Annotated in this window: 25 protein-coding genes; 16 read left to right on the top strand and 9 right to left on the bottom strand. The window is 64.6% G+C overall.

Annotated elements, in window-relative coordinates; all coding sequences use genetic code 11:
* The first annotated feature begins 6 nt into the window (after positions 1–6).
* From A5906_RS05620 to A5906_RS05610, 3 genes are all read left to right on the top strand, one after another.
* Positions 7–1,170 (top strand): M20 aminoacylase family protein, encoded by a 1,164-nt coding sequence (locus A5906_RS05620; protein WP_080134279.1) that lies wholly within the window; start codon positions 7–9, stop codon positions 1,168–1,170.
* 2 nt (positions 1,171–1,172) lie between these two features.
* Positions 1,173–2,594: an amidase gene (locus A5906_RS05615; RefSeq protein ID WP_080134278.1), complete on the top strand. Its 1,422-nt coding sequence runs from the start codon at positions 1,173–1,175 to the stop codon at positions 2,592–2,594.
* Between the two features lie 138 nt (positions 2,595–2,732).
* Positions 2,733–3,623 (top strand): crotonase/enoyl-CoA hydratase family protein, encoded by an 891-nt coding sequence (locus tag A5906_RS05610; RefSeq protein WP_080134277.1) that lies wholly within the window; start codon positions 2,733–2,735, stop codon positions 3,621–3,623.
* Positions 3,624–3,762: 139 nt separating this feature from the next.
* On the opposite strand, the gene A5906_RS05605 is transcribed toward A5906_RS05610, so the two are convergent.
* The 3 genes from A5906_RS05605 to A5906_RS05595 all read right to left on the bottom strand — a co-directional run bounded on the left by A5906_RS05605 (position 3,763) and on the right by A5906_RS05595 (position 6,192).
* Positions 3,763–4,740 (bottom strand): NADPH:quinone oxidoreductase family protein, encoded by a 978-nt coding sequence (locus A5906_RS05605; protein WP_080134276.1) that lies wholly within the window; start codon positions 4,738–4,740, stop codon positions 3,763–3,765.
* Positions 4,740–5,348 carry a 2-hydroxychromene-2-carboxylate isomerase gene (locus tag A5906_RS05600; RefSeq protein ID WP_080134275.1) on the bottom strand — a complete coding sequence of 203 codons (609 nt, stop codon included), beginning with the start codon at positions 5,346–5,348 and terminating at the stop codon, positions 4,740–4,742. The genes A5906_RS05605 and A5906_RS05600 overlap by 1 nt, the downstream gene beginning before the upstream one ends.
* Positions 5,349–5,490: 142 nt before the next feature.
* A complete protein-coding gene (locus A5906_RS05595; protein ID WP_080134274.1) occupies positions 5,491–6,192 on the bottom strand; it encodes a glutathione S-transferase N-terminal domain-containing protein in 702 nt (233 codons plus the stop codon).
* A 135-nt stretch (positions 6,193–6,327) separates the two neighbouring features.
* On the opposite strand from A5906_RS05595, the gene A5906_RS05590 reads away from it, so the two are divergent.
* Together A5906_RS05590 and A5906_RS05585 are read left to right on the top strand one after the other, a co-directional pair.
* Complete coding sequence (locus tag A5906_RS05590) at positions 6,328–7,350, top strand: methionine synthase (RefSeq protein WP_080134273.1); 1,023 nt, start codon at positions 6,328–6,330, stop codon at positions 7,348–7,350.
* A 5-nt stretch (positions 7,351–7,355) separates the two neighbouring features.
* A complete protein-coding gene (locus A5906_RS05585; RefSeq protein ID WP_080134272.1) occupies positions 7,356–7,583 on the top strand; it encodes a hypothetical protein in 228 nt (75 codons plus the stop codon).
* Here A5906_RS05585 and A5906_RS05580 read toward each other — a convergent pair.
* From A5906_RS05580 to A5906_RS05570, 3 genes are all read right to left on the bottom strand, one after another.
* Positions 7,580–8,197 (bottom strand): hypothetical protein, encoded by a 618-nt coding sequence (locus A5906_RS05580; RefSeq protein ID WP_080134271.1) that lies wholly within the window; start codon positions 8,195–8,197, stop codon positions 7,580–7,582. The genes A5906_RS05585 and A5906_RS05580 overlap by 4 nt on opposite strands.
* Before the next feature lie 104 nt (positions 8,198–8,301).
* Positions 8,302–8,829: a xanthine phosphoribosyltransferase gene (gene gpt / locus A5906_RS05575; protein WP_080134386.1), complete on the bottom strand. Its 528-nt coding sequence runs from the start codon at positions 8,827–8,829 to the stop codon at positions 8,302–8,304.
* 37 nt (positions 8,830–8,866) lie between these two features.
* Positions 8,867–9,604 (bottom strand): competence/damage-inducible protein A, encoded by a 738-nt coding sequence (locus A5906_RS05570; protein ID WP_080134270.1) that lies wholly within the window; start codon positions 9,602–9,604, stop codon positions 8,867–8,869.
* A 222-nt stretch (positions 9,605–9,826) separates the two neighbouring features.
* On the opposite strand from A5906_RS05570, the gene A5906_RS05565 reads away from it, so the two are divergent.
* The 7 genes from A5906_RS05565 to A5906_RS05535 all read left to right on the top strand — a co-directional run bounded on the left by A5906_RS05565 (position 9,827) and on the right by A5906_RS05535 (position 16,669).
* Positions 9,827–11,245: a circularly permuted type 2 ATP-grasp protein gene (locus A5906_RS05565; protein WP_080134269.1), complete on the top strand. Its 1,419-nt coding sequence runs from the start codon at positions 9,827–9,829 to the stop codon at positions 11,243–11,245.
* Between the two features lie 4 nt (positions 11,246–11,249).
* A complete protein-coding gene (locus A5906_RS05560; RefSeq protein ID WP_080134268.1) occupies positions 11,250–12,194 on the top strand; it encodes an alpha-E domain-containing protein in 945 nt (314 codons plus the stop codon).
* 110 nt (positions 12,195–12,304) lie between these two features.
* Positions 12,305–13,153 carry a transglutaminase family protein gene (locus A5906_RS05555; RefSeq protein ID WP_080134267.1) on the top strand — a complete coding sequence of 283 codons (849 nt, stop codon included), beginning with the start codon at positions 12,305–12,307 and terminating at the stop codon, positions 13,151–13,153.
* Positions 13,154–13,313: 160 nt separating this feature from the next.
* The gene (locus tag A5906_RS05550; protein WP_245326602.1) at positions 13,314–14,453 is read left to right on the top strand and encodes a flavin-dependent monooxygenase; all 1,140 of its coding nucleotides are present in this window, start codon (positions 13,314–13,316) and stop codon (positions 14,451–14,453) included.
* Between the two features lie 53 nt (positions 14,454–14,506).
* Complete coding sequence (locus A5906_RS05545) at positions 14,507–14,914, top strand: carboxymuconolactone decarboxylase family protein (RefSeq protein ID WP_080134265.1); 408 nt, start codon at positions 14,507–14,509, stop codon at positions 14,912–14,914.
* Positions 14,915–15,126: 212 nt separating this feature from the next.
* The gene (locus A5906_RS05540) at positions 15,127–15,885 is read left to right on the top strand and encodes a proteasome-type protease (protein ID WP_057740901.1); all 759 of its coding nucleotides are present in this window, start codon (positions 15,127–15,129) and stop codon (positions 15,883–15,885) included.
* 25 nt (positions 15,886–15,910) lie between these two features.
* On the top strand, positions 15,911–16,669 hold the full coding sequence (locus A5906_RS05535; protein ID WP_080134264.1) for an SDR family oxidoreductase: 759 nt from the start codon (positions 15,911–15,913) through the stop codon (positions 16,667–16,669).
* Between the two features lie 210 nt (positions 16,670–16,879).
* On the opposite strand, the gene A5906_RS05530 is transcribed toward A5906_RS05535, so the two are convergent.
* Complete coding sequence (locus tag A5906_RS05530) at positions 16,880–18,118, bottom strand: MFS transporter (RefSeq protein WP_080134385.1); 1,239 nt, start codon at positions 18,116–18,118, stop codon at positions 16,880–16,882.
* A gap of 161 nt (positions 18,119–18,279) precedes the next feature.
* Between A5906_RS05530 and A5906_RS05525 the strand changes: the two genes are divergently transcribed.
* Positions 18,280–19,530, top strand: a complete 1,251-nt coding sequence (locus tag A5906_RS05525) for a NupC/NupG family nucleoside CNT transporter (RefSeq protein ID WP_080134263.1) — start codon at positions 18,280–18,282, stop codon at positions 19,528–19,530.
* Between the two features lie 134 nt (positions 19,531–19,664).
* Here A5906_RS05525 and A5906_RS05520 read toward each other — a convergent pair whose 3' ends face one another.
* Positions 19,665–20,192: a cupin domain-containing protein gene (locus A5906_RS05520; protein ID WP_080134262.1), complete on the bottom strand. Its 528-nt coding sequence runs from the start codon at positions 20,190–20,192 to the stop codon at positions 19,665–19,667.
* A gap of 213 nt (positions 20,193–20,405) precedes the next feature.
* Here A5906_RS05520 and A5906_RS05515 point away from each other — a divergent pair, with 213 nt between their 5' ends.
* The gene (locus A5906_RS05515) at positions 20,406–22,532 is read left to right on the top strand and encodes an O-linked N-acetylglucosamine transferase, SPINDLY family protein (protein ID WP_080134261.1); all 2,127 of its coding nucleotides are present in this window, start codon (positions 20,406–20,408) and stop codon (positions 22,530–22,532) included.
* Between the two features lie 197 nt (positions 22,533–22,729).
* Here A5906_RS05515 and A5906_RS05510 read toward each other — a convergent pair whose 3' ends face one another.
* Positions 22,730–23,017, bottom strand: a complete 288-nt coding sequence (locus A5906_RS05510; RefSeq protein ID WP_018648592.1) for an usg protein — start codon at positions 23,015–23,017, stop codon at positions 22,730–22,732.
* 401 nt (positions 23,018–23,418) lie between these two features.
* Between A5906_RS05510 and A5906_RS05505 the strand changes: the two genes are divergently transcribed.
* On the top strand, positions 23,419–23,733 hold the full coding sequence (locus tag A5906_RS05505; RefSeq protein WP_025037205.1) for a co-chaperone GroES: 315 nt from the start codon (positions 23,419–23,421) through the stop codon (positions 23,731–23,733).
* A gap of 48 nt (positions 23,734–23,781) precedes the next feature.
* Positions 23,782–25,109: chaperonin GroEL (groL, locus tag A5906_RS05500; protein WP_080134260.1), on the top strand; the 1,328-nt coding region annotated here is incomplete at its 3' end.

Below are 25,109 nucleotides of genomic sequence, written 5' to 3'. Positions count from 1 at the left end.
GGACACATGCCCACGATCGACCGCATCGACGGCTATGCCGACGAACTCACCGCTATCAGGCGCGACCTCCACGCCCATCCCGAGATCGGCTTCGAGGAAGTGCGCACTTCCGGCATCGTCGCCGACAAGCTGAAGGGCTGGGGCATCGAGGTGCATCGCGGCCTCGGCGGCACCGGCGTGATCGGCGTCATCAAGGGCAAGGGCTCGGGCAGCAAGCGCATTGGCCTCCGCGCCGACATGGACGCACTGCCGATGGAAGAGAACACCAACCTGAAATGGAGCTCGAAGATCCCCGGCCGCTTCCACGGCTGCGGCCACGACGGCCACACCACCATGCTGCTCGGCACCGCGCGCTATCTCGCCGAAACCCGGAACTTCGACGGCACCGTGCATCTGATCTTCCAGCCGGCCGAGGAAGGCCTCGGCGGCGCCCGCGCCATGATCAAGGACGGTCTGTTCGAGAAGTTTCCGTGTGACGAGCTCTACGGCCTGCACAACGCGCCCGACCTCAACCACGGCGAGATCGCGATCCTGCCCGGCCCGGCGATGGCCAGCGCCGATTTCTTCGACCTGCGCATCACCGGCTATGGCGCGCATGGCGCGATGCCCGAGCGTTCCAAGGACGCGGTGATCATCGCAACCACGCTGGCGCAGGCGATCCAGACCATCGTCAGCCGCAACGTCGAGCCGTTGCAGGCCGCGGTGGTGTCGATCACCCAGATCCATGCGGGCTCCGCCTACAACGTCATTCCCGGCGACGCGCATCTTTGCGGCACCATCCGTACCTTCTCGAAGGAAGTCCGCACCCTGGTGAGCGAACGCATCCGAACCATCTGCGCCGGCATCGCAAACGCCTACCAATGCGTCATCGACGTCGACATCCGCGATACCTTCAACGTGCTTGTCAACCAGGTCGAGCAGTCGAAGGTGGTCGAGGACGTCGCGCGCACCGTCGTCGACCCCGCCAAGGTGATCACGCGCACCCAGCCGAAGATGGGCAGCGAGGATTTTGCCGACATGTTGGAGACCATTCCCGGCGCCTATTTCTGGGTCGGCCACGACGGCTCGGTGCCCGTGCACAATCCCGGCTTCGTGCTCGACGACAAGATCCTGCCGATCGGCGCCAGCATGTTCGCCCGCATCATCGAAACGCGCATGCCGGTAGGCTAGCAATGCATAAAAAGAGCGCCGAGGAGGCGGTCACCTCGCTGCACGATCTTTCCGCGGTCGACCTGATCGCGGGCTATCGCGCCAAGCAATTCTCGCCGAGCGAGGTGCTGGAGGACGTGCTCGCGCATGTCGCTGCGTGGGAGCCGCACCTCAAGGCGCTCTATGCATTCGATCCCGAAAGCGCGCGCGAGGCCGCAAAGGCCTCGACCGCGCGCTGGACCGGCGGCGAGCCGTCCGGCGCGCTCGACGGCGTGCCTGTGACGGTGAAGGACAACATCGCGACCAAGGGCGTGCCGGTGCCGCTGGGCGCGGCCAGCGTCAAGCTGGTGCCGGCAGAGAAGGATGCCCCGCCCGCCGCGCGGCTGCGCGAAGCCGGCGCGATCATCTTCGCGAAAACCACCATGCCCGATTACGGCATGCTGTCCTCGGGTCTCTCCAGCTTCCATGCGCTGGCGCGCAATCCCTGGGACCTCAGCAAGAACCCCGGCGGCTCCAGCGCCGGCGCGGGCGCCGCTGCCGCGGCCGGCTATGGTCCCCTGCATCTCGGCACCGATATCGGCGGCTCGGTTCGCCTGCCCGCCGGCTGGTGCGGACTCGTCGGCCTGAAGCCGAGCTTCGGCCGCGTGCCGATCGATCCCACCTATGTCGGCCGCGTCGCCGGCCCCATGACCCGCACCGTCGATGATTGCGCACTGATGATGAGCGCGATCGCAAAGCCCGACCGACGCGACGGCATGAGCCTGCCGGCCGAGCCGCTGAACTGGAAGGGACTGGAGAAGTCGCCGCGAAAGCTGCGCATCGGCCTGATGCTCGATCCCGGCTGCGGCCTGGCGCTGGAGAAGCCGGTGCGCGAGGTCGCGGTGAGGGCCGCGAAGGCATTTGAATCCGCGGGTGCAGTCGTGACGGAAGTCGACGGCATCCTCACCCGCGAGATGCTCGACGGCCTCGACAATTTCTGGCGCGCGCGGATGTGGGACGATCTGTCGAAGCTGACGCCGGGCGAGCAGGCCAAGGTGCTGCCCTACATCTTCAAATGGGGCGAGTCCGGTGCGAAGCTCTCGGGTGTGGATGTCATCCGCGGCTTCAACCAGACCATGGCGATCCGCGCCGCGGCGTCAAAGCTGTTCTGCGAGCTTGACTATGTGATCTCGCCGACCGCGCCGAACGTGAACTATCCGGCGGAGTGGGCCTCACCGACCAACGATCCCATGAAGCCGTTCGAGCACATCGCCTATACCGTGCCGTGGAATATGTCGGAGAATCCGGCCGTCTCCGTCAATGGCGGCTTCGACGCCAAGGGTTTTCCAATCGGCGTGCAGATCGTCGGCCGCCGCTTCGACGACATCGGCGTGCTCGGCATGGCCAAGGCGTTCGAAGGCCTGCGCGGCGCACAGAAACCCTGGCCGAAGCCACCGGCTCGTTGAGCACGCATCCAGCGTCTCAGCACAAATCGTCATGCGCGGGCTCGACCCGCGCATCCATCCTCTTCAAAAAAGATGGATTGCCGGGTCGAGCCCGGCAATGACAGAATTGATTCAAGAATGACAGGGAAGGAAACCACCATGGCGTATGAGACGATCAAATATGAGGTCTCAGAGCAGATCCTCACCATCACGCTGAACCGGCCCGACAAGCTCAACGCCTTCAACGCGCAGATGCAAGCAGAGCTGATCGACGCGTTCGACGCCGCCGACAAGGACGACAATGTCCGCGCCATCATCGTCACCGGCGCCGGCCGCGGCTTTTGCGCGGGCGCCGATCTCTCCTCCGGCGCCGATACCTTCGACCGCGACGCGCGGCGCGGGCCGGTGAAGCGCTTCGCCGACGGCAAGGTCGATTACAGCGATCCGCAGGTGCGCGACGGCGGCGGCCAGGTGACCTTGCGCATCTTCAAGTGCCTCAAGCCCGTGATCGCGGCGGTGAACGGCCCTGCGGTCGGCATCGGCGTCACCATGCAGCTCGCGATGGACATCCGCATTGCCTCGGAGGCCGCGCGCTTCGGCTTCGTGTTCTCCCAGCGCGGCATCGTGCCGGAGGCCGCCTCGAGCTGGTTCCTGCCGCGCATCGTCGGCATCTCGCAGGCGCTGGAATGGTGCTATTCGGGCCGCGTCTTCCCGGCGCAGGAAGCGCTCGCCGGCCGCCTCGTCAGCAAGGTCGTCCCGCCCGACGATCTCTTGCCGACCGCTCGCGAATTGGCAAAAGAGTTCGCGGCCAAGACCGCGCCGGTGTCGGTGGCGCTGATCCGCCAGATGATGTGGCGCATGATGGGCGCCGACGATCCCATGGAAGCGCACAAGGTCGATAGCCGCGGCATCTACGCCCGCGGCCGCTCGGACGACGTCAAGGAAGGCGTGGTGTCGTTCCTGGAGAAGCGTCCCGCGCAGTTCAAGAACAAGGTGTCGACGGACATGCCGGACTATTTCCCGTGGTGGACGGAGCGGGAGTACAAGTGACGCGAAGCGTCATCCCGGGGCGATGCGAAGCATCGAACTATGGTGCGCACTTTCGCACCTGAGGATCTCGAGATTCTTTGGTGCGCAATTGCGCACCAGAGTTCGCCCTTTGGGCGCCCCGGAATGACTGTGGTGGAGGTCACTCCATCACCAGCGCCACGCGTCCGATCGCCTTGCGATCGATCAATAGCCGCATCGCCTTCGCAAACTCCGCTAGCGGCAGTCGGTGCGAGACGTTCGGGCGCAGCTTGCCCTCCTCCGCCCACCGCAAGAGCGCCTTCAGGCGCACTTCGCCGAGCGCGGGGTTTTTCCGTGCCGCCTCGCCGGCGCGCACGCCGAGAACGCTGGCGCCCTTGATCAGCAGCAGGTTGGTCTTCGCCGAGCCGATGCCGCCGGTGAAGCCGATCACCAAGAGGCGCGCGCCCCAGGCGATGCAGCGCATCGAGTTCTCGAACACCTCGCCGCCCACTGGGTCGAACACGACGTCGGCGCCGCGGCCGTTGGTGATGCGCTTGACGGCGTCGCGAAACGGCTCGCGATCGTAGCGGATGAGATGATCGGCACCGCGCGATTTCGCGATCGCGAGCTTGTCGTCGCTGGAGGCCGTTGCGATCACGGTCGCGCCCAGCAACTTGCCGATCTCGACGGCGGCAAGGCCGACGCCGCCGCCGGCGCCGTGCACCAGCAGCACCTCGCCCGGCTCGACCCGGCCGCGATCGATCAGCGCGTGATAGGCCGTGCCGTGACCGGCGAGATAGGTCGCAGCTTCCGCATAGTCGAAGGTGGACGGCTTAGGGGTGAGTTGCGACGGCGTCACCACGGCCTCGTCGGTAAACGCGCCATGGCGCATCTTGACGATGACTTTGTCCCCGACGGCGACGCCCCTCGCCTCCGCGCCCAATTCAGTCACGTCGCCGGCAGCCTCCATGCCGGGCGTGAACGGCAGCTCGGGCTTGAGCTGATATTCGCCGGCCGCCATCAGCACGTCGGGAAAATTGAGCCCAGCGGCGCGGATCGCGACGCGGACCTCGCCCGGCTTCAGGGCGCGCGACGGAAACTCCTCCAACCCCAAGGTCTCGGGCGCACCAAGCGCGCGGCAGACGACAGCGCGCACCATCAGGCCGCGCTCGCCTTGTTGCGCTCAAGGGCCTCGCGGATCAGCGGCAAGCGGTCATTGCCGAAATACATGTCGGTCTTGTTGACAAAAATCGTCGGCGAACCGAAGCCGCCGCGCGCCACGACCTCTTCGGTGTTGGCCTTGAGCTGGTCCTTGATGCCCTGCTCGGAGATGCCGGCAAAGAATTTCTGCTCATCGATGCCGACCTTGCTGCAGATCCCGGCCAGCACCGCGTCCTGCGAGATATCCTTGTCCTCGCCCCAATAGGTCTCAAACACGGCGGTCGCGAACGGCACCGTGTCCGCACCCAACCAGATGCAGCCGCGCATCGCCTTGACGCTGTTCACCGGAAACACCGTCGGCGGCATCTTGATCGACAGGCCCGCCGAGCGCGCCCAATCGGCGAGGTCCTTTTTCATGTAGCGCGCCTTCAGCGGCACCGGCTTCTCGCGCTGTGCATAGACGCTCGGATTGACGGTGTTGAAGATGCCGCCGACCAGGATCGGTCGCCAGACGATCCCGGCACCGCACTCCCTGGCCAGCGGCTGGATGTTGTGGAAGGCGAGATAGGTCCAGGGGCTGGAACAGTCGAAGAAGAATTCGATCATGGCGTTTTCCTTGTGTCTCGTGTGTCCCGCTCTCTCACCCGTCATTGCGAGCGAAGCGAAGCAATCCAGAGATGCATCCGTGGAAACAGCCTGGATTGCTTCGTCGCAAGGGCTCCTCGCAATGACGGTTGTGGCGAACAGCCTACCGCTTTCCCAACACTTCCTTCGCACGCTGGCCGAACATGATCTTGCGTGATTCCTCGTCGAACGGCTCTTTCACGAATTTTCCGATCGCAAGCCCGGCCTGCACCTGCGGCCGCGCCCGAACCTCGGCGTACCAGCGTTTCACGCTCGGATAGTCGTCGAGCGTAAAGCCCTGCGCCTTGTGGGTCATGGTCCAGGGAAAACAGGCGATGTCGGCGATGGAATAGTCGCCGGCGACATAGGCGCCGGTCTTGGCCAACTGCCGGTCGAGCACGCCGTAGAGCCGCGCCGCCTCGTCGCGATAGCGCTCGATCGCGTAAGGGATCTTCTCGGCCGCATAAAGCGCGAAATGGCCGTGCTGGCCGAGCATCGGCCCCAGGCCCGCCATCTGCCACATCACCCACTGGATGGTGGTGGAGCGCCCGCGCAAATCGCTGGCCAAGAAACGACCGGTCTTCTCCGCGAGATAGATCAGGATCGCGCCGGTCTCGAACGCCGAGAACGGCGCGCCGCCGTCGGCCGGCTCATGATCGACGATCGCGGGGATCCGGTTGTTCGGGGAGAGCGCCAGAAATTCAGGGCTGAACTGCTCGCCGGCGCGGATATTCACGGGGATCACCTTATAGGGAAGCCCGAGTTCCTCCAGCATGACCGAGATTTTCCAGCCATTCGGCGTCGGTGCGTAATAGAGGTCGATCATGACCTTTCCATTGACCTTTCCTTTTGCGCCTTCCCTGTCGCCGCCGCTGGAATAGAGAGCGACTTTCGTTGTTCTGTACCTCGACGTTAGGACATGGCAGGAAGGGGCGCAACTGAACCTGCCGGGAGAGCCGCCATGATGTTTCCAACCACGATCGCCGGCTCCTTGCCGAAACCGGAATGGCTCGCCGAGCCCAACATGCTCTGGGCGCCCTGGAAGTCCCAAGGCGACGAGCTCGCCCGCGCCAAGCGTGACGCGACGCTGATCTGGCTGAAGATCCAGGAGGACGCCGGCATCGACATCGTCACCGAGGGCGAGCAGGCCCGGCAGCATTTCGTGCACGGTTTTCTGGAGAAGATCGAGGGCATCGATTTCGCCCACAAGGTCGAGATGGGCATCCGCAAGGACCGCTACAAGGCAATGGTGCCGCAGGTGGTCGCGCCGCTCCGGCTGAAGGACCGCGTCCATGCCTTCGAGGCGCGCGTCGCGCGCACGCATACGAAGAAGAAGCTGAAATTCACCCTGCCCGGCCCGATGACCATCATCGACACCATTGCCGACCGCTATTATGGCGACCGCGTCAAGATGGCGTTCGCCTTCGCCGAGCTCTTGAACGAAGAAGCCAAGGCGCTGCAGGCCGACGGCGTCGATCTCGTGCAGTTCGACGAGCCCGCCTTCAACGTCTACATGGACGAGGTCAACGACTGGGGCATCAAGGCGCTGGAGCGCGCCGCGCAGGGCCTCACCTGCGCCACCGCCGTGCACATCTGCTACGGCTATGGGATCAAGGCCAACACGGACTGGAAGGAGACGCTCGGCGCGCAATGGCGGCAGTATGAGCAGATCTTCCCCGCGATCGACGCGAGTCCGATCCAGCAGGTCGCGATCGAGTGCCGCAATTCGAAAGTGCCGCTCGACCTGCTCGCGCTCCTGAAGACCAAGATCGTGCAGGCCGGCGTGATCGATGTCGCCAGCGATACGGTCGAGACCGCCGAGGACGTCGTCAAGGTGATCGACGCGGTGTCGAAATTCGTTCCCAAGAGCAACATCATCGCCACCACCAATTGCGGCATGGCGCCGATGCGGCGCGAGATCGCCGAAGCCAAGCTGATGGCGCTCGGCGCCGGCGCGGCGCTGGCGCGCGAAAGGCTCTCGTAGCGGCGATGATCCGGCCGGCAATCCTCGCCGCGGCAGTCGTTGCGACCGCGGCTTCGGCGCGCGCGGAGGACCGCTCCGTGCTCGTCAATTGCAAGGCGATGGTCGAACGGGCATCGACGGATGCGCATGCCGCGAGCGAAGCCGAGCTGACCCGCTGCCGACAGGTGATCCGCGAATGGGCGCTGCGCGATGCCCGGATGACCGTCGATGAAGAAGGCAAGTCGCTGCGCTAGCTGCGCGCCGTCGGATGCAGCACCGGCTGATATCCGGCGATGATCGCACGCAGCGTGGACGGCGGCGTCAGCAACATCGGACGATCGAGGGCGGGTGCATGCGGGGCGTAGCCCGCGAACGACCACCGCAACGCCTTGCCCTGCGTCACCAGAAAGCTCTCGTCACCCTGCTGCACCATTGCGCCATCAGGCAATTGCGCGAGCGGCATCGGCAATTCGTGCAGCCGTTTCCTGCCACGATCGAGCCGCTCCTGATGCAGAACGACATCCATTGCCTTCGCGCTGATGCCGCTCACACCATTGCCCTTCTCCCACGCGGCGCGAAAGCGCTTGGCATCGTCGCGGCGGCAAAAGAAGCAGGGCCGGTGCCCGGCCGCAAAGGCGGTGGCCTCGTCGAGGAAGAACAGCTCGGTCCAGCTCCGACGCGCCATCACCGGCCGCCGCCATCCCCGGAATTCGCATAGGCAGGTGATCCACGCCGATGTCGACCAGCGCTTCTTCAGCAGCGTCTTCGTCGCGGGATCATGGATGATGCCGCGGTTGCCGGTGAACATCCCGCGATGCGGCGTCGCGATGACGTCGCCGGTCGGCGTGACGCGGTTTTGCAGAGGCATGGCCGCCTCCGCCCGTCATTGCGAGCGAAGCGAAGCAATCCAGAAATGCATCCGCGCAAACAGTCTGGATTGCTTCGTCGCTTCGCTCCTCGCAACGACGGCGATCACGCCGCCCCGTCGCGCAGCGGCGGGTGGTAGGACAGCGCGGTGTCCCAGGGGAAGAAGATCCAGGTGTCCTGCGACACCTCGGTGATGAAGGTGTCGACCAGCGGACGTCCCATCGGCTTGGCGTACACGGTAGCGAAATGTGCGTCGGGCAGCATCTCGCGCACCATCCTGCCGGTCTTGCCGGTGTCGACGAGGTCGTCGACGATCAGAAGCCCCTTGCCGGTGCCGCCGCCGAGCTTCATCGCCGCCTCGGAAATGCCCTTGAGCACCTGCAGCTCGCCCTGCTTGTTGTGGTCGTAGCTCGCAATGCAGACCGTATCGATCACGCGCACGCCGAGCTCGCGCGCGACGATCGCGGCCGGCACCAGGCCGCCGCGGGTGATCGCGATGACCGCGTGGAACGGACCGACCTCGTTGAGCCGCCAAGTCAGCGCCCGGCAATCCCGGTGGAACTGGTCCCACGAGACCGGAAAGGCCTTGCCCGCCCGCTCCTGCGCACTCAGTTCCGGTGCTTCACCCGCCATCGTCGTCTCCTGCCATTCGTCCGCCGGCAACTTGGTGCTAGCGGGTGATGTTCAATCCCGCCAGCATTTCCTTCACTGCGGCCATCGCCGCCGCGAGCTTGTCGGCATCGCGCGATCGCACCACCAGGTTGGTGTTTGGCTTCTGCTCCTCGTCCATGAAGGGATAGCTGCCGATGATGGTGTCGGGATGGGCGGCGGCGATCGCCCGCAGCGGGCTGCCGATGTCACCCTCCCGCGCATTGGCCCGAACCGATTCGGAGAGCATGCGCACGCCCGATTTCAGCTTGGGCGAGACGATGTCCATCATCGCCTGCATGATCGAGGGCACGCCGGCCATCACGATGACATTGCCGATCTTGAAGCCGGGGGCGAGGATGGTGGCGCTCTGGATCAGCTCGGCCCCATCGGGGATGCGGGCCATGCGCAGGCGGGCCTCGTTGAGGTCCTGCTCGCTCCAGCGCTCGCGGAAGCGGGCGACCACCTCCGGGTGATGGTCGATGCCGACGCCGAAGGCCTTGGCGACGCTGTCGGCGGTGATGTCGTCATGGGTCGGCCCGATGCCGCCGGTGGTGAAGACGTAGGTGTAGCGATGCCGCAGTGCATTCAACGCGGCGATGATGTCGGCCTCGTCGTCGGAGACGACACGGACTTCCTTCAGGTCGATGCCGATATTGGTCAGATATTCGGCGATGAAGCCGATATTCTTGTCCTTGGTCCGGCCCGACAGGATTTCGTCCCCAATGACCAGAATGCCCGCCGTGACGATCTCGCTCATAAACTCTGTCCCTCACCTGTGGCACCGACTTTGCCGAGGTAACGCGTTGAAGTCACGCGGTTTTGCTGCCGAAATAAGCAGTCCTCAGCCATTTTTTCAGGCAAGCCGCCGTCCGTCCCCGCTAAATCCTGCCAGTCCATGCTTATCGCGCTGGCCCGGCCCTTGCTACCACATGAAAGTCATGCACTCTTGCCGCATGGCCAGGGAGACAAGTCGGGATCTATGGCAGTCGCGTTTGATGAAATGAATATTCCCGGCGGGGACCTTCGCCCCGCCTACCAGGAGCTGGCGCGCTGGCTCAAGGAGACGCCTCCGGAGGCGCTCGAATATCGCCGCCAGGAAGCCGAGCTCCTGTTTCGCCGGATCGGCATTACCTTCGCGGTCTACGGCGACTCCGAATCCACCGAACGCCTGATCCCGTTCGACGTGATCCCGAGGATCATGTCCGCCAAGGAATGGGCGCTGCTGGAGAAGGGCCTGAAGCAGCGCGTGAAGGCGCTGAACATGTTCCTGCGCGACATCTATCATGGTCGCGACATCCTCCGCGCCGAGGTTGTCCCCGACGATCTGATCTTCCAGAATCCGGTCTTCCGCCCCGAGATGAACGGTCAGCAGGTGCCGCACGACGTCTACGTGCACATCGCCGGCATCGACATCGTCCGGGTCGACGCCGAGGACTTCATTGTGCTGGAGGACAATGCGCGCACGCCCTCCGGCGTGTCCTACATGCTGGAGAACCGCGAGATCATGATGCGGCTGTTTCCGGACCTGTTCGCCCGCCACAGGGTGGCGCCGGTCGAGCGCTATCCGGACGAGCTGCTCGCGGCCTTGCGCTCGGTCGCGCCGCAAAGCGCATCCGGCGAGCCGACGGTCGCCCTGCTGACGCCGGGCGTCTACAACTCCGCCTATTACGAGCACTCGTTCTTGGCCGACAAGCTCGGCATCGAGCTGGTCGAGGGCCGCGACCTCATCGTCAAGAACAATGAAGTGTTCATGCGGACGACCGAGGGTGTGAAGCGGGTCGATGTGATCTACCGCCGCGTCGACGACGATTTCCTCGATCCCCTCACCTTCCGCCCCGACTCCGTGCTCGGCGTGCCCGGGCTGATGTCGGCCTATGCGGCCGGCAACATCACGCTCGCCAATGCCGTCGGCACCGGCATCGCCGACGACAAGGCGATCTACTCCTACATGCCGGACATCGTGAAGTTCTATCTCAGCGAGGAGCCGATCCTGAAGAACGTGCCGACCTGGCGCTGCCGCGAGCCGAAGGACCTCGCCTATGTGCTGGACAATCTCGGCGAGCTCGTCGTCAAGGAGGTGCACGGCTCCGGCGGCTACGGCATGCTGATCGGCCCGGCCGCGACCAAGGCGACCATCGAGGCCTTCCGCGAGAAGCTCAAGCGCGAGCCGGAAGGTTTTATCGCCCAGCCGACGCTGGCGCTCTCGACCTGCCCGACCTGCACGGCGTCGGGCCTTGCCCCGCGCCACGTCGACCTTCGCCCCTTCGTGCTCACCGGCAGCAAGAGCACCACGATCGTGCCGGGCGGCCTCACCCGCGTCGCACTGAAGGAAGGCTCCCTGGTGGTGAATTCGAGCCAGGGCGGCGGCACCAAAGACACCTGGATTCTGGACGAGTAGAGAGATGCTGTCGCGTACCGCCGAAAACCTCTACTGGCTCGCCCGCTATGTCGAACGGGCCGAATATCTCGCGCGCACCATCGATGCGACGCTGCGCGTCACCGCGCTTCCCGCCGCCTATATCGGCAAGACCAACGAATGGGACTCGGCGCTGCTCACGGCCGGCGTCGCCGCGAGCTTCTATCAGACCTATGAGGAAGCCAACGAGCACAACGTCGTGGAGTACCTCTCGTTCTCGCCGAACAACCCGTCCTCGATCCGGAACTGCATCGAGGCGGCGCGGCTGAACTCGCGCTCGGTGCGCACCGCGCTCACCAGCGAGATGTGGGACACCATCAACTCGGCCTGGATCGAGCTGCAGGCGGTCTGGAGCAAGGGCACCTCGACGCGCGAGGACCTCGCCAAATTCCTGCGCTTCGTGCAGGAGACCTCGCTGCGCTTCGACGGCTCGGCCTACCGGACCATGCTGCGGAACGACGCCTACTGGTTCTCGCGCATGGGCGTGCATCTCGAGCGCGCCGACAATACCGCCCGCATCCTCGACGTGAAGTACCATGTGCTCTTGCCTGAGGAAGAGCATGTCGGCGGGCCGCTCGACTTCTACCAGTGGAGCTCGATCCTGCGCTCGGTCTCAGCACTGACGGCCTATCACTGGGTCTATCGCGAGACGCTGAAGCCGTGGCTGATCGCGGATCTGTTGATCCTCAACGACACGCTGCCGCGCTCGCTCGCCAGCTGCTATGGCAATCTCGTGCGCAACCTCGACCAGATCGGCGTTGCCTATGGCCGCCAGGGTCCGGCCCAGCGCCACGCCCGCGGCATCCGCAACCGGCTGGAACACAGCAATATGAACGACATTTTCCAGCATGGCGTGCATGAATTCATTCAGGAATTCATTGCGGACAATTCCAGGCTGGGCGAAATCATCACGAAGCAGTATTTGATCTGATAGACGCCGTCATTCCGGGATGGTCCGAAGGATCAGACCGGAATCTCGAGATTCCGGGTTCGATGCTGGCGCATCGCTCCGGAGTGACGACGCCAGAACAATGGTCCACCATGCGCCTGCGAATCCAGCACACCACGACCTATCGCTACGAGCCGCCGGCCACCAGCGTGATCCAGATCCTGCGCATGACGCCGTGCAGCCATGACGGACAATATGTGGCGGAGTGGCAGATCGACGTCTCCACGGACACCAGACTCGACACCCATGAGGACGCCTTCGGCAACGTCACCCATGTGCTGTCCTGCGGGCCCGTCGGCGACATCAGGATCACCGCCGAAGGGCTGATCGAGACCCACGACACCGGCGGCGTGCTGCGCGGCGCCGACGAGCGCTTTCCGGCCGGCATGTTCTTGCGCGCCACCGACCTCACCTCGGTGAATCCGGCGATGGCGGCGGTCGCACGGCAGCTGCGCAGCGAGGCCGAGAGCGACACGCTCGGCTTCCTGCACACGCTGATGAGCGAGATCAGCGACCACATGACCTTCGACGAGGACCCGACCAACAGCGGCACCTCGGCGGCGGAGGCGTTCGCGCTCAAGCGCGGCGTCTGCCAGGACTACGCGCACATCTTCATCGCCTGCGCCCGCACCGGCGGCGTGCCGGCACGCTTCGTCTCCGGCCACTTCTTGCGCTCCGACGGCACGGTGCATCAGGATGCCGGCCATGCCTGGGCGGAGGCCTATGTCCCCGACCTCGGCTGGGTCGGCTTCGATCCCGCCAACTGCATCTGCACCACCGATGCCCATGTCCGCGTCGCCATCGGCCTCGATTATCTCGGGGCGGCCCCCGTGCGCGGCACCCGCTATGGCGGCGGCGCGGAGACGCTGACAGTCGCGGTCAAGGTCGAACAGGCCGGCCGCGGCGGCCAATCGCAATCGCAGTCCCAGCGCCAGAGCTAGCAGCGTTACAGCCGTAACCGACGACCGCCGCGTTGAAGCCGCGCCGTAGCATTGTCTGTTCAACCTCCGTTGCGATCCGTTCCCGCAACAGAGGTTGAGACAGATGCGGCTTCAAGAAAGACTCAGCGACCACTTCGCACTGCGCGATCCCCACAAAGCCATGCTTGTGGGCATCCGGGAATTGGCACCCGAGATCACGGCACGCACCGCAGAGATCGAAGCTGCACGCCGCATCCCGCCCGACCTCGTGGAACGGCTGCGATCGATCGGGATCTTTCGCATGTTCGTCCCGCGGAGCGAAGGCGGACTGGAGCTCGATTTTCCCGCCGGACTGGAGGTCATCAAGGCGCTCGCCCGTCTCGACGGCTCGATCGGCTGGATCGCGGTTGTCGCCGGAGCCAGCAGCCTCTTCGTCGCAGCCTCACCCGCGGAACTGTACAAGCGCATCTATCAGGACGGACCTGATACTGCGATCTGCGGCTCATCCCAGCCGGGTGGAACGGCAGAACGCGTGTCGGGCGGCTATCGGGTCAAGGGCCGTTGGCCGTTCGCCAGCGGTTGCACGCATGCCGACTGGATCGGCGGGTTCTGCATCGTCACCGAAAACGGCAAACCGATCCCCGGCCCACAGGGCAAGCCGCTGCTTCGCGTCGTTGCGCTGCCGGCGCGCGACTGGGACGTCGAGGACACCTGGCACGCGGCGGGGCTCAAGGGCACCGGCAGCCATCACGTCACGCTACGGGAGACGCTGGTTCCCGAGGCCAATTTCTTCGATCTCGAGGCCGCCCCGCGTCAGTCGGGTCCGCTTTATCAAGCACTACGGCAATGGCTGCCGTTGCTTCACGGCGCGTTCTCGGTGGGCCTCGCCGAGGGCATGGTCGATGACCTGCTCGCGCTGGCGCATACAGGGCGGCAGCAATTATATGCGGCGGTCCCGATGCGGGAGTCCGAGACTTTCCAGTACGAACTCGGCCGGATCTCCGCCGACCTCGGCGCCGCGCAGGGCTTTCACGAGGTCCAGGTTGCCGGCCATTGGCGCCACGCGCAGTCCGGCACGCTGAACAACGAAGACCTCGTGATCGAAGGGGCTCGATCGGCGACCTGGCTCGCCACGACCTGCGTCGGCATCGCGGATGCCTGTTTCGCGCTGGCCGGAAGCAGCGCGGTCTACGACACATCGCCGCTGCAGCGGCGCCTGCGCGACATTCACGTCGCAGCCCAGCACGCCCATGCGCAGCAGCGGCAGTATGTCGACGTCGGCAAGCTCGCCTTGCGCCGCTCGGCCGAGGATGCCGCCTGAGCGCATCAGCCGTGCTAAACTCGCGGGATCAGACCCGATCCCGCGAGGCCCTCATGGCAACTGTAAAACTGCTTTCGGACGACGAACTCTCCAGCGAGGTGCGCGCCGTTTTCGACGACATCCGCAAGGTGCGGCAGTCCGATTTCATCAACAATTTCTGGCGCGCGCTGGCGCATGATCCCAAGACGCTGCGGCGGACCTGGGACAGCCTCAAGGAGGTGATGGCGCCGGGCGCGCTCGATCCCAAGGTCAAGGAAATGCTCTATGTCGCGGTATCGGTCGCGCATGGCTGCAGCTATTGCATCCATTCGCACACTGCGAGCGCCCGGGCCAAGGGCATGACCGCGGCCGAATATGGCGAGTTGCTCGCCATCGTCGGCATGGCCGCGGAGACCAACCGGCTGGTCACGGCCCTCGGCGTCCCCGTCGATGCGGCGTTTCTGGTCGATAGCGCGGATTGAGGTGGGAAAGCCAAGCCGTTCCGTCCCGTCATTCCGGGGCGCGCGCCGCGCGAGCCCGGAATACATCGGACGGCAAGGTTAGTGGATGAATGGATTCCGGGCTCGCGACTTCCTCGCGCCCCGGAATGACGACCCTTTCCGCGGGAATCGGGGGTTTCATGCTTCCCTGAAATTCGCTAGTAATTCCGCGCAAACGCGTTCGGGGACTGGAAATGACCTATTGCTGCGGAATCCTGGTTCGGGACGGTCTGGTGATGATCGCCGATACCCGCACCAATGCCGGCCTCGACAACGTCTCGACCTTCCGCAAGCTGCATATCTTCTCCAAGCCCGGCGACCGCATCATGGCGATCGCCAGCGCCGGCAACCTCGCCATCAGCCAGTCGGTGCTGTCCACGCTGACCGAAGGCCTCGAGGACCCCAATACGGGCGAGATCGAGACGCTGATGAACGCGCCGACCATGTTCCAGGCCGCCCAGCGCATCGGCCGGGCGATCCGGGCGGTGCATGCGACCGAAGGCCCGGCGCTGAAGTCAGAGGACGTCTCCTTCGACGTCTCCTTCCTGTTCGGCGGCCAGATCAAGGGCGCGCGCATGCGCCTGTTCATGGTCTACACCGCCGGCAATTTCATCGAGTGCACGACGGATACGCCTTACCTGCAGATCGGCGAGCACAAATACGGCAAGCCGGTGCTCGACCGCGCCATGCATTACGACGTCGAGCTCTACGAGGCGCTGAAGACCGGCCTGATCTCGATGGACTCGACCATGCGGTCCAATCTCGGCGTCGGCCTGCCGATTGATGTCCTGGTGGTGCGCACGGACGCCTGCGAGGCCGATCTCAACCACCGCATCGAGGCGGGCGAGCCCTATTTCCACGATCTGCGCTCGCGCTGGTCGGCGGCCTTACGCGCCGCGCATCAGAACATCCCGCGCCCGCCCTATAAGAACGAAAAAGAACCCAAAACCTGACAGCTTAAGAGAAGAGGCAGGAACGATGAGTGAAGCAAAAAAAATCGCAGTGGTTACGGGCGCCGGCACCGGTGTCGGGCGCGCGGCGTCGCTGGCGCTGATGAATACCGGCTTCACCGTGGTGCTGGTCGGACGCCGAATTGAGATGCTCGAGGAAACCGCAAAGCTCGGCCCCGCGGGGAAGAGCCTCTGTATCACCGCCGACATGACCAAGCCGGACCAGATCGCCGCGCTGTTCGACAAGGTGAAGGCGACCTATGGCCGCCTCGACGTGCTCTTCAACAATGCCGGCATGGGCGCACCCGCCGTGAACTTCGAGGACCTCAGCCTCGAGCAGTGGCAGGCGGTGGTGAACACCAACCTCACCGCCCCGTTCCTGTGCACCCAGCACGCCTTCCGCATCATGAAGGACCAGAGCCCGCGCGGCGGCCGCATCATCAACAACGGCTCGATCTCGGCGCATGCGCCGCGGCCGTTCTCTGCCGCCTACACCTCGACCAAGCACGCCATCACCGGCCTCACCAAGGCCTCAAACCTCGACGGCCGCATGTACGACATCGCGGTCGGCCAGGTCGACATCGGCAATGCCGCGACCCCGATGACCGACCGCATGGTCAACGGCCCCGGCGTGCTGCAGCCCGACGGCACCACCAAGCACGAGCCGCGCATGGACGCCAAGGCGGTCGGCGATGCCGTCGCCTACATGGCCGGCCTGCCGCTCGATGCCAACGTGCTGACCATGACTGTCATGGCGACCAAGATGCCGTTCGTCGGACGGGGTTGAACAGAAAACTGCGAAAACAACCCCATGCACAGTAGGCGTCAAGTGGCGCCTGCTGCTGCTCGGCTGCGGGGGTGACGTGACCTAAGTCACCACGCTATCTCAACAATCGTCATTGCGAGCGCAGCGAAGCAATCCAGGCTGCCTCCGCGGCGAGATTCTGGATTGCTTCGTCGCAAGAGCTCCTCGTAATGACGTGGAGGGAGCGGGGGCCTACTCCAAGCTCTCCACCTGCCGCAGGGTCGGAAACAGTTTCATCCACAACAGCGCCACCGCGACCGTGCAGATGCCGCCGAGCACGGCGGCGGGCATGGTGCCGAACAGTGCCGCCGTGAGCCCGCTCTCGAACTGGCCGAGCTGGTTGGAGGCGTTGATGAACAGGAAATTCACCGCGCCCACACGGCCGCGCATCTCGTCCGGCGTCGACAGCTGCACCAGCGAGAAGCGGATCACGACGCTGATCGTGTCGGCCGCGCCGAGGATCGCGAGCGACAGCACCGACAGCCACATCCAGGACGACAGCGCGAACACGATCGTGGCAAGGCCGAACACGATCACGGCCTGGAACATGCGCAGGCCCACATGGCGCGAGATGGCGTGGCGCGCCAGCACCATGGTCATCAGCAGCGCGCCGACCGCAGGCGCGGCACGGAGCACACCGAGACCCACCGGGCCGGTCTGCAGAATGTCGCGGGCATAGATCGGCAAGAGCGCGGTGACGCCGCCGAACAGCACCGCGAACAGATCGAGCGAGATGGTGCCGAGGATCGCGGGATTGCTGCGGATGAAGCGGACCCCGGCGAAGATATTGTCCGCATCGTCCATGTCCTTGGCCACCGCCTGCGGACGCGGCCGGATGAAGCCGGTAAGGATCATCCCCACGATCCAGAACAGCAGCATCACGGCATAGGCGAGATGCGGCGCGATCGCGTAGGCGAAACCGCCAAGCGCGGGACCGGTGATGGTCGCGACCTGCCCCGCACCGCTCGCGACCGCCGTGGCGCGCTGGAGCGATCCCTGCGGCGCGATCAGCGGCAGCAGCGCGGCGGTGGTCGGGCTCTCGAACGCGCCGGCGATGCCGAGCACGAAGGTCGCGATGAAGATCTGCACCTCGCTGACCGCGCCGAGATAGGTGATGACGCCGAGATAAAGCGCCGTCAGGGCTTCCACGAGCTGGCAGAGCTGGACCACACGCTTGCGCTCGAAACGGTCGGCGGCGTGGCCGGCGACGAACACGAGCAGCGCCGTCGGCAGGAACTGCACGAGCCCGACCATCCCGAGGTCGAAGGCCGAGCCGGTGAGATCGTAGATCTGCCAGCCGATCGCGACCGCGGCGATCTGGCTGGAGAAGCGCGACAGGCTGCGCGAGAGCAGGAAGTACAGGAAGGCGCGGTGGGCGAGGAGCGCGCCGGCGCTGACCGGCGGATTTTGGGATATTGGCTGCTCTGGCATCGCCTTTTCGGTCACCTCGGGCGGTCCGCCCCCTTATCTCGATGGGTCTCCCCGCGTGGCTGAGACGGGTCCGCTTGTCAACAACGGGGCGCTTCCGCGGCCTGTCGGCATTGCCTTTGCAACGCAGGCGCGGCCATAATCATTGGGGGTTTGGGGACATCATGCTTCGCCTGCAATCGGCACTCGGCATTTTCGCATTGCTGCTGATCGCCTTCGCGCTCGCAGAGAATCGCCGCGCGGTCTCGCTGCGCCAGGCGGCGATCGGCCTCGCCGTGACCTTCGTCACCGCGGTCGTGCTGCTGAAACTGCCGGTCGTCGCCCATGCCTTCGGCACCATCAACGATGCGGTCGGCGCGATCTCGGCGGCCTCGCGCGCAGGCTCCGCCTTCGTGTTCGGCTATATCGGCGGCGGCACCCTGCCCTTCGACCTGAAGGTGCCCGGCGCGGACTTCATCCTGGCGTTCCAGGCGCTGCCGATCGTGCTGGTTATGAGCGTGCTGACGACGCTGCTGTTCTACTGGCGCGTGCTGCCGCCGATCGTGCGCGGCATGGCCTGGCTGCTGGAGCGGACGCTCGGCGTCGGCGGCGCGGTCGGGCTCTCGACCGCCGCCAACATCTTCCTCGGCATGGTCGAGGCGCCGCTGTTCGTGCGGCCGTATCTGGCGCAGATGACCCGCAGCGAATTGTTCCTGGTCATGACCGGCGGCATGGCCGGCATCGCCGGCACCGTGCTGGTGCTCTATGCGACGCTCCTTGCTCCTCTTATTCCTGATGCGGCCGCGCATTTCGTCATCGCTTCCGTGCTGGGCGCGCCGGCCGCGATCCTCGTCAGCCTGATCATGGTGCCGGAGACCTCGGACAAGCGCACCGGCGGCGCGCTGGAGGATCCGGAGATGGAGGTCGCGAGCACGATGGATGCGATCGTGAAAGGCACGAGCGCGGGGCTCGAGCTGTTGCTCAACATCGTCGCGATGCTCCTCGTGCTCGTGGCGCTGGTCTACCTCGTCAACGCCATCCTCGGCCTCTTGCCAAACATCGGCGGCGCCGCGATCTCGCTGCAGCGCCTGCTGGGCCTTGTCATGGCGCCGGTGTGCTGGCTGATGGGTTTGCCGTGGGACCAGGCGGTAACGGCCGGCAGCCTGATGGGCACCAAGACCGTGCTCAATGAGCTGATCGCCTATGTCGACTTCTCGAAACTGCCGCCCGATACGCTCGATCCACGCTCGCGCCTGATCATGCTCTACGCGATGTGCGGCTTCGCCAACTTCGCCAGCCTCGGCATCATGATCGGCGGGCTGGGTGTGATGGCGCCGGAGCGGCGCGAGGAGATCAACGCGCTCGGGCTGAAGTCGATCGTATCGGGGACGCTGACGACGTGCCTGATGGGGGCGGTGGTGGGGGTGCTGAGTTAGCTCTCTCCACCCGTCATTGCGAGCGAAGCGAAGCAATCCGGAAATGCGTCCCACGGAGATAGTCCGGATTGCTTCGTCGCAAGAGCTCCTCGCAATGACGAGTTGAGAGACCGGCGCGCTCTTTCCGCAGCCCCTTACGCCTTCAACTCCACCGTCTTGAACTCCGCCGGCAGGATCACCTCCAGCAGCTCCACATCGTCCGAATAATCCAGGATCATGTGCTTGATCTTCGGGGGCTGGGTCCAGGCGCTGCCTTGCTTCATCAAGGTCTCGCCCTGCCCGTCCATGTAGGTCTTCACCCAGCCTTTGAGCACATAGACCATCTGGAATTCGACGTCGTGGAAGTGCAGCTTCGAGACCTCCGCCGGATCGCAGGGGCCTTGCAGGCGTATCACGTGCGCCTGCGCCAGGCCATGGGTCGCAGCGGCAATGCCGAGGTCGCGGTATTTTGCGTAGGCACGCAGGCCGTCGGCCTTGAAGTCTTCTTCGCGATGATGGCTGATCGCGATGCGCTGCCTGGGGCGCGCCGGCTTCTTCGGTGCGGCCGCGCGCGCCTTTGTCTTCACCGCCTTGCGCGCCGAGGATCGCGCCGCCGCCTTGGTGCCGCTCCGCTTCTTGACCGCGGTCTTGGTTGCGGGTCTTGATGCCTTTTGCCTGGCCATTGTCTGTCTCCCTGATCTGAGCCGCGCCCGCCGGACGGGGACAACCCAACGGTAGATTAGCCAGTCCTGGACCGGGCAGCAATTGCGGGCCAGTCAACGCGATGACCACAACCGCTCGTAGCTTGCCCGAAGCTGTCGTCACGAACGGCCGTCGTCTCGTATTCGCGCCCTCGCCGACTTAATCTCCCATAAGAGATTCTGGGGGATTGATTGATGAGCAACAGCGTAGGTCAGCGTGCATTTCACAATGCCCGGCTTCAAAAGCGACAGAAAGCCGAAGTGCTGCCATTGCTCGGGCTGGCCCTCCAGCTGCACAAGCAAGGGCTTCTCTCCGAGGCCCGGGCCGGCTACCGCCAGGTCTTGCAGCTTGCGCCCAACCAGTTCATCGCGCTGCATATGCTCGGCAGTCTGGAGTCTGATGCCAAGAACTATCAGGAAGCCGAAATTCTGCTGAGCCGGGCGGTTGCCGTGGATCCGCAATCTGCCGATGCTCACATGAGCCGGGGCATCGCACTGAACAAGCTGCGACGTCACGACGAGGCCCGCGAGAGCTATCGAAGGGCCCTCGCCCTGCGCCCCAACTTCGCCGTAGCCCTGTCCAATCTCGGCAACGCGAGCGTGACCCTCGATCTTCAGCAAGCGCTCGATTGCTACGACAAGGCGCTCGCAATCGACGGAAAACTTGCCGAAGCCCACAATGGCCGGGGTTGGGTGCTCTGCCGTCTGCGCAATTACGACGAGGCCATCGCAAGCCTGAACCGCGCGCTGTCGATCAAGCCCGACTATGCCTCGGCGCTGGCGAACCGCGCCATCGCATTGCAGGAACTTCTGCGATTTGACGACGCCATGGCGGATTGCAATCGGGCAATCGCCCTGGCGCCCGACGAGATGAACGGGTGGCTCGGGCGCGCCTGTGTCTGGCTCCAGATCCCGCAAATCGCCGAAGCATTGAAGGATAGTGAGAGAGCTATCGCGCTCGATCCCGATGCCGCTCAAGCTCATTTGGTCCGGGGCATTTGTCTCTCCGCACTTGGGCGGGTCGACGAAGCCCTGGCCAGTTACGACAGAGCGCTCGAGATCGAGCCTGACTTCCCAGGCGCCATCTCCAACAAGATATTCACGCTCGATTTCGCGGCCGATGCCAGCGTCGAGCAGCATCAGCAGGCGCGGCAGGTCTGGTGGGAGCGGATCGGCAAGACGTTCGCTTCACGAGCGGTGGAAGCGTACGATAACAGCCGCGATCCGGATCGCCCACTGGTGCTCGGCTATGTCTCGGCGGACTTCAACGCGCATTCGGCCGCGTTCATATTCAAGCCGGTCCTGCAATACCACGACCGGACACAGTTTGAGGTCGTGTGCTACTCCTGTTCGTCGAAAGAAGATCCGGCGACCGCCGAATTCCGAAAGATCGCCGATCGCTGGCGCGATGCCTCGCAATGGAACGACGATCGCCTCGATGCCGAGATCCGCGCCGATGGCATCGATATCCTGATCGATCTGTCCGGCCACACCAAGGGAAACCGCCTCAGCGTATTTGCACGCAAGCCGGCGCCGATCCAGGCCCATGGCTGGGGTCACGGCACCGGCACCGGGCTGCCGACGATCGATTATCTGTTCTCGGACCCGGTCGCGATTCCTCCCGCGGTCCGGCATCTGTTTGCGGAAACGATCGTCGATCTGCCGTGCTTTGTGACGCTGGAGCCACTGCCGATCGAGCTTGCGCAGACGTCAACGCCGGCGATCTCGAACGGCTTCGTCACATTCGGTGTCTTCAACCGCATCAGCAAGATTTCGGACCAGGCCGCGAAAGCCTGGTCCCGGATTCTCGAGCGGGTGCCGGGGTCGCGACTGCTGATCAAGGATGTTGCGCTGGACGATCAACTGGTCCGCGACAATCTGCTGGCGCGGCTTGCAGCTTGCGGCGTGCCGGCCGAACGCGTCGATCTGCTCGGAACCACCTTGCGCATCGATCATCTGGCAGCGTTCAATCGCGTCGATATTGCCCTCGACCCGTTCCCGCAGAATGGCGGCGTCAGCACTTTGGAAGCCTTGCAGATGGGCGTGCCGGTGGTGGCCAAGCTCGGGCAGAGCCTGCCCAGCCGTGCCGCCGGCTCCATCCTTACCGCGCTTGGCCTGCCGGACTGGGTGACGGACAGCGAGGAGGCCTATGTCGACATCGCGGTGAGCCGTGCGGCTGAGCTCGGCGACCTCGACGAGTTGCGCCACGCACTGCCCGGACAGGTGCGCGCTGCGGCCGCCTGCAACCCGGTCGCCTACGCGCAAGCGGTGGACGAGGCCTATCGCGCGATGTGGAAGCGCTATTGCAGCAGCGGCGCTTGATGACCCTCAGGCACCGGTCGAGCAGATAGCGCGTTCACAGGGTTGGGCAAAGCGGCTTGTCCGCCATAGCTCGAAGAGCGACGCCGGATGCGTGCCCACCATCGCCAGCTGCGATCGCGGTGGGATGGTGGGTACGGCGCGAAGAGCGCGCCTTTGCCCACCCTGCGAGGCTGGTGCGACGAGATCGGGGCTCGCCCTCAATGCAGCCGGAACACGCCGTCGACGGCGCGCAGCTCGGCGGGCTTGATCAGCTTGGAATGGGCGACCGTCACCGAGAACAAGGGACCGTCGAGCTTCTCCTGCCAGAAGGCCAGAAAGTCGGTCAGCGCGGGAAATTTCGGAAACATGTCGTAGTTCTGCCAGACATAGGTCTGGAGCAGCGAGGGATGATCCGGCATCCGGTAGAGAATTTGTGCCGTCGTCAGCCCGTAGCCCAGCATCTGTTTCCGGAAGTCCTCGGAAACGCCCCCAACCCGCAGTCCCATGCCAACCTCCTTTGCAGGAGCGCATTCTGGGGGTGGCTTTCCGGTACGCTGCTTACGAGCCACCCGGTGGAGATGCGCTCACATGAGAGAAATGTGACGCAAACTGACAACCCATCTCAAGCTCAAAAGTTTAACAAGCTGTTGAAATTCAATGCGTTAGCAGCAGACATGCCCCCGTGCTAATACGGTCCCCGAGGGAGCCTCGAAGCGGTCTCCAAGGCTGGTTAACGATGGGAAAGAGATTCTGGCAGTCCCCGCTTCCGGGTGCTGATTTTTCTGCTAGAAGCCCTTGCCCCCGCAAAATTCCTGTCCTATTTCAATCTCGCTCGTGCTAGCACTCACGGGCATCGACTGCTAACAATTCAAAATCCTCAACTCGTGCAAATGTTTAGGAGGACTGCATGAAATTCCGTCCGCTTCACGACCGCGTCGTGGTCAAGCGCATCGACGCAGAAGAGAAGACCGCTGGCGGCATCATCATTCCCGACACTGCCAAGGAAAAGCCCTCCCAGGGCGAAGTCGTCGCCGTTGGCCCCGGTGGCCGCGACGAGGCCGGCAAGCTGATCCCGATCGACCTGAAGGTCGGCGACCGCGTGCTGTTCGGCAAGTGGTCCGGCACCGAAGTCAAGATCGACGGCCAGGACCTGCTGATCATGAAGGAGAGCGACGTGATGGGCGTTCTCGAAGTCAGCGAGTCCAAGAAGAAGGCGGCTTAAGAGCCCCTCTCCTCCCTCCAGTCAAACATCATCCAAGGAAAATTCGAGATGGCAGCCAAAGAAGTCAAATTCTCGGTTGAAGCGCGCGACAAGATGCTGCGCGGCGTCGACGTTCTCGCCAACGCGGTGAAGGTCACGCTCGGTCCGAAGGGCCGCAACGTCGTGCTCGACAAGTCGTTCGGCGCTCCCCGCATCACCAAGGACGGCGTCACCGTCGCCAAGGAGATCGAGCTCGACGACAAGTTCGAGAACATGGGCGCCCAGATGGTGCGCGAAGTCGCCTCCAAGTCCGCTGACGCGGCCGGCGACGGCACCACCACCGCAACCGTCCTCGCCCAGGCAATCGTGAAGGAAGGCGCCAAGTCGGTTGCCGCCGGCATGAACCCGATGGACCTCAAGCGCGGTATCGATCTCGCGGTCGAGGCCGTGGTTGCGGACCTGCAGAAGAACTCCAAGAAGGTCACCTCGAACGAGGAGATCGCCCAGGTCGGCACCATCTCGGCCAACGGCGACCAGGAGATCGGCAAGTTCCTCTCCGACGCCATGAAGAAGGTCGGCAACGAGGGTGTCATCACCGTCGAGGAAGCCAAGTCGCTCGAGACCGAACTCGACGTCGTCGAGGGCATGCAGTTCGACCGCGGCTACATCTCGCCCTACTTCGTCACCAACGCCGACAAGATGCGCGTTGAGATGGACGACGCCTACATCCTCATCAACGAGAAGAAGCTCTCCTCGCTGAACGAGCTGCTGCCGCTGCTCGAGGCCGTGGTGCAGACCGGCAAGCCGCTGGTCATCGTCGCCGAGGACGTCGAAGGCGAAGCGCTCGCGACCCTGGTCGTGAACCGCCTGCGCGGCGGCCTGAAGGTCGCGGCCGTCAAGGCTCCGGGCTTCGGCGATCGCCGCAAGGCCATGCTGCAGGACATCGCGATCCTGACCGGCGGCCAGGCGATCTCGGAAGACCTCGGCATCAAGCTCGAGAACGTCACGCTCAACATGCTCGGTCGCGCCAAGAAGGTGATGATCGACAAGGAGAACACCACGATCGTCAACGGCGCCGGCAAGAAGGCCGACATCGAGGCGCGCGTTGCCCAGATCAAGGCGCAGATCGAGGAGACCACCTCGGACTACGACCGTGAGAAGCTCCAGGAGCGTCTCGCCAAGCTCGCTGGCGGCGTCGCGGTGATCCGCGTCGGCGGCGCGACCGAGGTCGAGGTGAAGGAGCGCAAGGATCGCGTTGATGACGCGATGCATGCGACCCGCGCGGCTGTGGAAGAAGGCATCGTCCCGGGCGGCGGCGTCGCCCTGCTCCGTGCCTCCGAGCAGCTCAAGGGCCTGCGCACCAAGAACGACGACCAGAAGACCGGCGTCGAGATCGT

The organism is Bradyrhizobium sacchari (assembly GCF_002068095.1).
GTDB lineage: Bacteria > Pseudomonadota > Alphaproteobacteria > Rhizobiales > Xanthobacteraceae > Bradyrhizobium > Bradyrhizobium sacchari.
Note: the sequence above shows the minus strand (reverse complement) of the source record. Positions and strands in the feature narration are given on the sequence as shown.

Bases quoted from the DNA above. Each gene is read 5' to 3' on its own strand.
- A5906_RS05620 (WP_080134279.1), top strand. From the start codon at position 7: ATGCCCACGATCGACCGCATCGACGGCTATGCCGACGAACTCACCGCT.
- A5906_RS05615 (WP_080134278.1), top strand. From the start codon at position 1,173: ATGCATAAAAAGAGCGCCGAGGAGGCGGTCACCTCGCTGCACGATCTT.
- A5906_RS05610 (WP_080134277.1), top strand. From the start codon at position 2,733: ATGGCGTATGAGACGATCAAATATGAGGTCTCAGAGCAGATCCTCACC.
- A5906_RS05605 (WP_080134276.1), bottom strand. From the start codon at position 4,740: ATGGTGCGCGCTGTCGTCTGCCGCGCGCTTGGTGCGCCCGAGACCTTG.
- A5906_RS05600 (WP_080134275.1), bottom strand. From the start codon at position 5,348: ATGATCGAATTCTTCTTCGACTGTTCCAGCCCCTGGACCTATCTCGCC.
- A5906_RS05595 (WP_080134274.1), bottom strand. From the start codon at position 6,192: ATGATCGACCTCTATTACGCACCGACGCCGAATGGCTGGAAAATCTCG.
- A5906_RS05590 (WP_080134273.1), top strand. From the start codon at position 6,328: ATGATGTTTCCAACCACGATCGCCGGCTCCTTGCCGAAACCGGAATGG.
- A5906_RS05585 (WP_080134272.1), top strand. From the start codon at position 7,356: ATGATCCGGCCGGCAATCCTCGCCGCGGCAGTCGTTGCGACCGCGGCT.
- A5906_RS05580 (WP_080134271.1), bottom strand. From the start codon at position 8,197: ATGCCTCTGCAAAACCGCGTCACGCCGACCGGCGACGTCATCGCGACG.
- gpt (WP_080134386.1), bottom strand. From the start codon at position 8,829: ATGGCGGGTGAAGCACCGGAACTGAGTGCGCAGGAGCGGGCGGGCAAG.
- A5906_RS05570 (WP_080134270.1), bottom strand. From the start codon at position 9,604: ATGAGCGAGATCGTCACGGCGGGCATTCTGGTCATTGGGGACGAAATC.
- A5906_RS05565 (WP_080134269.1), top strand. From the start codon at position 9,827: ATGGCAGTCGCGTTTGATGAAATGAATATTCCCGGCGGGGACCTTCGC.
- A5906_RS05560 (WP_080134268.1), top strand. From the start codon at position 11,250: ATGCTGTCGCGTACCGCCGAAAACCTCTACTGGCTCGCCCGCTATGTC.
- A5906_RS05555 (WP_080134267.1), top strand. From the start codon at position 12,305: ATGCGCCTGCGAATCCAGCACACCACGACCTATCGCTACGAGCCGCCG.
- A5906_RS05550 (WP_245326602.1), top strand. From the start codon at position 13,314: ATGCTTGTGGGCATCCGGGAATTGGCACCCGAGATCACGGCACGCACC.
- A5906_RS05545 (WP_080134265.1), top strand. From the start codon at position 14,507: ATGGCAACTGTAAAACTGCTTTCGGACGACGAACTCTCCAGCGAGGTG.
- A5906_RS05540 (WP_057740901.1), top strand. From the start codon at position 15,127: ATGACCTATTGCTGCGGAATCCTGGTTCGGGACGGTCTGGTGATGATC.
- A5906_RS05535 (WP_080134264.1), top strand. From the start codon at position 15,911: ATGAGTGAAGCAAAAAAAATCGCAGTGGTTACGGGCGCCGGCACCGGT.
- A5906_RS05530 (WP_080134385.1), bottom strand. From the start codon at position 18,118: ATGCCAGAGCAGCCAATATCCCAAAATCCGCCGGTCAGCGCCGGCGCG.
- A5906_RS05525 (WP_080134263.1), top strand. From the start codon at position 18,280: ATGCTTCGCCTGCAATCGGCACTCGGCATTTTCGCATTGCTGCTGATC.
- A5906_RS05520 (WP_080134262.1), bottom strand. From the start codon at position 20,192: ATGGCCAGGCAAAAGGCATCAAGACCCGCAACCAAGACCGCGGTCAAG.
- A5906_RS05515 (WP_080134261.1), top strand. From the start codon at position 20,406: ATGAGCAACAGCGTAGGTCAGCGTGCATTTCACAATGCCCGGCTTCAA.
- A5906_RS05510 (WP_018648592.1), bottom strand. From the start codon at position 23,017: ATGGGACTGCGGGTTGGGGGCGTTTCCGAGGACTTCCGGAAACAGATG.
- A5906_RS05505 (WP_025037205.1), top strand. From the start codon at position 23,419: ATGAAATTCCGTCCGCTTCACGACCGCGTCGTGGTCAAGCGCATCGAC.